7 protein-coding genes are annotated in these 6392 nt (G+C 45.9%); 5 read left to right on the top strand and 2 right to left on the bottom strand.

Features of this window, described 5'->3' with window-relative positions; translation table 11 throughout:
• Both AB7U21_RS09455 and AB7U21_RS09450 read left to right on the top strand, forming a co-directional pair.
• On the top strand, nucleotides 1-767 hold a 767-nt coding region (locus AB7U21_RS09455; protein WP_428388590.1), incomplete at its 5' end, for a sugar phosphate nucleotidyltransferase.
• Between the two features lie 35 nt (nucleotides 768-802).
• Nucleotides 803-1843: a lysylphosphatidylglycerol synthase transmembrane domain-containing protein gene (locus AB7U21_RS09450; RefSeq protein WP_428388588.1), complete on the top strand. Its 1041-nt coding sequence runs from the start codon at nucleotides 803-805 to the stop codon at nucleotides 1841-1843.
• 9 nt (nucleotides 1844-1852) lie between these two features.
• Here AB7U21_RS09450 and AB7U21_RS09445 read toward each other — a convergent pair whose 3' ends face one another.
• On the bottom strand, nucleotides 1853-3589 hold the full coding sequence (locus AB7U21_RS09445; RefSeq protein WP_428388586.1) for a radical SAM protein: 1737 nt from the start codon (nucleotides 3587-3589) through the stop codon (nucleotides 1853-1855).
• A gap of 74 nt (nucleotides 3590-3663) precedes the next feature.
• Here AB7U21_RS09445 and ilvD point away from each other — a divergent pair, with 74 nt between their 5' ends.
• Complete coding sequence (gene ilvD, locus AB7U21_RS09440; RefSeq protein WP_428388584.1) at nucleotides 3664-5325, top strand: dihydroxy-acid dehydratase; 1662 nt, start codon at nucleotides 3664-3666, stop codon at nucleotides 5323-5325.
• Complete coding sequence (locus AB7U21_RS09435; protein ID WP_428388582.1) at nucleotides 5322-5654, top strand: hypothetical protein; 333 nt, start codon at nucleotides 5322-5324, stop codon at nucleotides 5652-5654. The genes ilvD and AB7U21_RS09435 overlap by 4 nt, the downstream gene beginning before the upstream one ends.
• On the opposite strand, the gene AB7U21_RS09430 is transcribed toward AB7U21_RS09435, so the two are convergent.
• Nucleotides 5595-5957: a hypothetical protein gene (locus AB7U21_RS09430; RefSeq protein WP_428388580.1), complete on the bottom strand. Its 363-nt coding sequence runs from the start codon at nucleotides 5955-5957 to the stop codon at nucleotides 5595-5597. The two genes, AB7U21_RS09435 and AB7U21_RS09430, sit on opposite strands and share 60 nt — an antisense overlap.
• On the opposite strand from AB7U21_RS09430, the gene AB7U21_RS09425 reads away from it, so the two are divergent.
• On the top strand, nucleotides 5956-6392 hold a 437-nt coding region (locus AB7U21_RS09425; RefSeq protein WP_428388578.1), incomplete at its 3' end, for a hypothetical protein. The genes AB7U21_RS09430 and AB7U21_RS09425 overlap by 2 nt on opposite strands.

The raw sequence follows: 6392 nt of genomic DNA, 5'->3' as shown, positions 1-6392 counted from the left end.
TTGCACTCCTCTCTATCGATGACCCGAGTGAATTCGGTATCGCAGATATGGATGTGAACAACAGGATACACCGTTTTCTGGAAAAACCGGGCCCCGGTGAAATATTCAGTAATCTTGCAAGTACCGGTATCTACATGTGCGACCCTGATATCTTAGACATGATACCTGAAAAACAGGCATATGATTTCGCCCGTGACCTGTTCCCAAAGCTCCTTAAAAATGGGGAAAATATCAATGGAGTGCTTGCCAGAGGAAATTGGACAGATGTCGGAAGTCCTGCTGCCTACAGACAGGCACAACGCTGGATGCTGGCAGGAATGCCGGGAACAATTATAGAAGGGCGCTTTACCACCAAGGACGCCCGTATCAATGGCCCCTTACACCTTGGTCACAACGTATCCGTAGGCTCTAATTCAGCTATTGTGGGACCTATCATCATAGGTGAGAACACAGTTATTGGGGATAACGTACTCATCGGACCATATACGACCATTGGTTCAAATTGTACGATAGACGATGACAGCAGGATATTATCATCTTATATTTTCAATGATGTGACCGTCGGAAAGAACACAAATGTATCTGGTAGCATCATCGACAACCGCACAACAGTAGGTAACAACTGCAGCCTGGAAAATGGAACTGTGATCGGACCCGATGTAGTAGTAGGCAGTGGAGCTACAATACATTCTAATGTAAAGATCTGGCCAAAACAAACAATAAAGGAAGGAGTGAGCGTCAAGGAGAATATTGTCAGTCGCTTCTGACATCTTTTTTGTTCCTGCCCTCGGGCTGTGCAAATATGAACAAATTAAAAAAATGGATTTTAATATCACTTCTCATCAGCCTTATCTCAGGGGCCTTGGTAATAGCATTAACTTTTGATGCCAGCACTCTGGAAGCTATCGTTCAGATCAAAACTGAATACATAATTCTGGCTGTGCTATTACACATATTTTCTTTATTTATGCAAGGCATCCGGATCAAAACGATGTGTGGGGCTTTAGGATATGACATTAGTATAAAGGAAGCTACTAAGATAGTCACTTCAAGCATGTTTGTGGCAGCCATCACCCCTGCAGCGGTAGCAGGGGAGCCTTTACGTGTTCATCTGTTAAACAGAAGAGCTATTCCCCTTGGCAAGGCAACTGCTGTGATCCTTGGAGAACGGCTGATGGATGCACTCCTGATATTATCACTTGTTCCCCTTTCTTTGTACGTGATGAGAGAATTCCTGACAAGTGCCGGTGCAAACACAAACATCGACACAGCCTTTATGATAGGAGAAATAGTTCTTTTGTGCCTATTCTCAATATTGATCTATGGACTTTGGAAACCAAAACAAACCCGTAAGGTCATGTATTTCCTCGTTCATCTTTATAGTCGCTTATTTGGAAAAAAGACAGAAACTATGCTGCCCGGTATCCTGGAGCGTGTTGATACAGAACTGGAACACTTACACGACAGCGTTGCAATATTCATAAAAGAGGGACGAAAAGGTTTATTATCAGGCATGGGATGTACCGTCATAGTGTGGGCTTTGGACTTTGCCGTACTCCCAGTACTCCTGGTTGGATTGAACCAGCAGTTTCAGCCCCTTGTAGCCTATGCTTCCCAGATAATCCTGATGGTCATAATGGTAGTATCGATCACCCCGGGTGCAGGGGGAGTGGCTGAACTCGGTGCTTCGACACTTTTCTCTTTCTTTGTAGGCTCGTCGCTTATAGGAATTGTTGTTGTGGCATGGAGAGCAATAACATTCTACATGAACCTGGCAGTAGGCGGATTCGTGAGCCTGAAAATAATAAAAGATACTGATTATATCAAGCGCATGTTCAAATAGATCAGGAGCTTATATCTCAATATATCTCAGAATATCTGATTTAACACCTGTTTTATCCATGAGTTCCTGAGTGTTTTTATAAGGTCTTTCTCTGAAGATGTTTGCTGCCATTGCTTTGCCCATTCCGGGGACTCTTTGCAAAAGTCCCAGTTCTGCATTATTAACATTAAGAGGATATGATATTGCAGTTACAGAACGGAATCCGTGATCAATTACCGTTACGTCTGTATAATGCCCTGTTGCCCTTTTTGCCGGAATACCAATAAGTAAAGGATAGGAACCCATCTGACGTCCGAAAGTTGTATTCCCGTCGTTTACTTCAAGCAGTACATTCCGCAGGATTGTTCCTGCTGGCACTACTTTTCGTAACATGGGAAGATCGATGTCCTTTCTGACCTTCTCTTTATAACGCAGGAATTCTTTCTTATGCCTGCCAACTGCAGCGTCATTCCCGAACATTGGAGTTCCCTCAAAAGCTATAACCTGCCTGATGTTGATTCGGCGAAGCAATAATTCAGAATCAAGCACCTTTTTAAGGAAATCATAATTGAGTCTGAAAGTTTCTTTTGTTTCTCCCATTAGCCCATGCACGAAATTAAGACCAGGAAGAAGTTCAGGCATCCCACTTGTCCCTCTTTTTACTCCAATTTCGTTAATAAGCTCTATAGCACTGAGCATCTCATATGGCATTACCTTGAGACCATTTCTTCTGATCACGTCAGGATCAGCACTTTCCATACCCATAGCAGCCACATCTCCAGAAGTGTGATATTTAACTATAGTAGTAAGTATCTCCTCACTTTCATCTGGAAAAGCAGCTATTGTCGCAGGATTGGCATTATCCATGTGCAATACCTGCAGGCCGGGAGCTACAGCACGTATTCCCCTGTAAAGAGATTCAATTGCCATGGGATAAGGAACAGGCAAGTCCCCTCCCTTATCCTTAGACTGATACGATAGCAGATCAGGCTGCCGTCCAATACGGAAATATCGGGCACCTTCTTCATATAGAGCCTGGACCTCCGCGATCACATCTTCTACAGGCCTATGGTCTGGTTTTCCATAGAAAGGTTCAGTGCAGAAAGAACAATGTTTTCTGCGTCCGCATCCTCTGTAAGTCTCAAGTTCACACATAACATCAGGATAATCCGGATGTTGCCTGATTATGAAAGCCCCTTTTTTCGCCCATCTGCCGATATCCTGCACGGACCTGAAACGCTCAGTTACATTTACGGGGTCTTCTAACTTCCCATCATTTAACAGATCATACACGAATGCTTCTACATCAGCTCCGCAACAATAGGCATTTTCCAGTCCCGATAAACTGGATGCCCTCTTGCCACCCTCTGAACTGAAACCTAATCTGATAGGGCCTCCCAGTACCACCTTGCCTGTTGCAGTACGACTAAGGATATGCAATTCTTCTAAGCTGACAGGTGTGGAACGGAGGTACTTTCCCGGTACGGTCATTCCGGCAATTATCACAACAAGATCTGCTTCCCTGATGATCTTCTCATGGACCTTGGGGTTGAGCCTTATGCTGTCGATAGCGGAATAGAAAATGTCCTGCATATGAATGCCCTGCTCCCGCATTGCTCCAGCAAGGTATCTGATATAAGGAGAGATATAAGGAGGAACACCAAAACAGGCTGGTTCATCCACATAACCATCAATGATAAGCGCTTTCATTTTTCCTCGGAAGGTTCTCAGCTGAAGCTCGCTGGCGACAGATGAATTACTATGCATAAACCTGGTTGCCTATTTATATATCTTGCACATAACCTAACTAGTTTTACAATCCAAGACCATGAGGTTATCATATGAGAAGCGATAAGACCAAGAAAGGAATAGAACGTGCACCCAACCGTTCCCTGCTCAGGGCAACAGGTCTAACAGATGCAGAAATGGAAAGACCCTTCATTGCTGTGGTCAACTCATGGACAGAACTGATACCAGGACACATTCACCTGGACAAGCTATCAGAAGCAGTAAAGGCAGGCATAAGGAGTGCAGGTGGCGTTCCTTTTGAATTCCATACCATCGGGATATGTGATGGGATCGCAATGGGCCATGAAGGAATGAAGTATTCTCTTCCAAGCCGCGAAGCTATTGAAGATTCCATTGAACTCGTGCTCCAGGGACATCAGCTGGACGCGATGGTCATGATAACAGCATGTGACAAGATCACACCCGGACACCTCATGGCTGCCGGAAGACTCGATATTCCCACCATCGTCGTGACCGGCGGTCCCATGATGCCGGGATTTGTGGACGATGAATACAGAGACCTTATATCTGTCTTTGAGGGAGTTGGCGCATGCCGCTCTGAGAAAATGGCAGATGATAAGCTCCAGCAACTTGAAGAATGTGCCTGTTCAGGGGCCGGGTCATGTGCAGGCATGTATACCGCCAACACCATGGCATGCATGACCGAAGCCCTTGGGCTGAGCCTTCCAGGCTGCGCCACAACACACGCAGTAGATGCAAAGAAGACACGCCTGGCCAAGACCTCAGGCGAGCGTATCGTTGCCATGGTAAAGGAAGGGCTCACCGCCCGAAAGATAGTCACCATGGAAGCCTTTGAGAACGCTATCATGGTTGATATGGCAATTGGTGGAAGTACGAACACCACACTGCACTTGCCTGCCATTGCTCATGCTTTCGGACTGCAGCTCACATTGGATACTTTTGATAAGCTTAGCCGCACCACCCCTCATATTACATCCCTGAAGCCCGGAGGCATAAACTATATGCTGGACTTTGACAGGGCAGGAGGAATACAGGCCATCATCCGGAAGCTTAGCACAAAAATGCATCTTGATCAGATAACAGTTACAGGAAAAACCGTTGGTGAGAACCTGGAAGGTTTTGTGGTCCTTAACCCCAAGATGAATGCTCAGGTCATTAAGACACTTGACTCACCCTTCCATGAAGAGGGTGGGATCGCAGTACTTAAGGGAAGTCTTGCACCAGATGGTTCAGTAGTAAAACAGGCTGCAGTCAGTCCAAAGATGCTTAAGCACAGCGGCCCTGCGAAGGTCTTTGACAGCGAGGAGACCGCTATGGCAGCCATCCTTGCAGGAAAGATCAAATCCGGAGACGTTGTTGTCATCCGCTATGAGGGACCAAAAGGTGGGCCAGGAATGAGAGAAATGCTCTCCCCCACATCCGCAATTGCTGGAATGGGACTAATAGAATCAGTAGCTCTTGTCACTGATGGCAGGTTCTCCGGTGGTACCCGTGGCCCATGTATAGGCCATGTATCCCCTGAAGCCCAGGAAGGTGGCCCCATTGCCCTGGTGCAGGAGGGAGATATCATTGAGATCGATATCCCTGCGAGGAAACTTGACCTGAAAGTATCTGAGGAAGAGCTGGCAAAAAGAAAAGCAACGTTCAAGCCCCCGGAGAAGAAGATCACTGGCTATCTTGCAAGATACAGGAAATATGTAAGTTCTGCAAGCAAAGGTGCTATCTTCGAATGATGTGCAGAAAAAACCTGCACAGTTATATTTTTTCATACACTATAGATCACAAATACCTGTTAAGAATTTTTGGAGGTAATCTATGGAAATCACAGGTATCTGCAACATATGCAGCATGGCCGGAAAAATGTACACTTGCTCCTTTTGTGGAAAAAATGTATGTGTACGGTGCTTTAACCATGATAAGAGGACATGTATTCAATGCGCTGGCTCAGGACGTTCTGGCTCTGACATTATTTATGGAAAAGGTCGCATCTGAATTAGATACATTAAGGCCTGAGCAGATATTCTACACCATCTTCTATTTCTACCTGCAAAGAACGATCTGAGATCATGAGATTTATCTGTGCATCGATTTCTTCTGCACTGAACTTCTTGGACACAAGTCCTTTGATGATGGACCTTTTTATCCGTGCACCATGTGGCAGATACATAAGGATGTTACTTTGAAGCCGCTCATTCACGGGCATACTGCTTGAGTTCATTTTAAAGCTGTCATTTATCCGGGCAGGATTTTGGACGACATCTGATCCCAAGGGAGGTACGGGATGCATTTGTATCCCTGAGGATGACGGATCTGCTGCAGCAAATGGAGGCATTTGCATATCATTTCCTGAAGCAGGTACAGGCATGGCAGGGGGCATCTCAAAGAGAGATGCATTTGAATGCCCTAAACTATCCGAGAGTTCAGGCATCACAAACAAGGGAGAGGAAGGAGCAGAAGGTTCAGAAGAAGCTGCATTGAAAGGACCGGCAACAGGAGGAGCAACATCTGAAAGATCAGGCAGCACGAACGAAGGAGACGAAGGAGCAGAAGGTTCAGAAGAAGCTGCATTGAAAGGACCGGGAACAGGAGGAGCAACGTCTGAAAGATCAGGCAGCACGAACGAAGGAGACGAAGGAGCAGAAGGTTCAGAAGAAGCTGCATTGAAAGGACCAGGAACAAGAGGAGCAACGTCTGAAAGATCAGGCAGCACGAACGAAGGAGACGAAGGAGCAGAAGGTTCAGAAGAAGCTGCATTGAAAGGACCAGGAACAAGAGGAGCAACGTCTGAAAGATCAGGCAT

The sequence above is a fragment of the Methanomethylovorans sp. genome (assembly GCF_050177135.1).
Classification (GTDB): domain Archaea; phylum Halobacteriota; class Methanosarcinia; order Methanosarcinales; family Methanosarcinaceae; genus Methanomethylovorans.
This window is presented reverse-complemented; position numbering and strand designations above follow the sequence as displayed.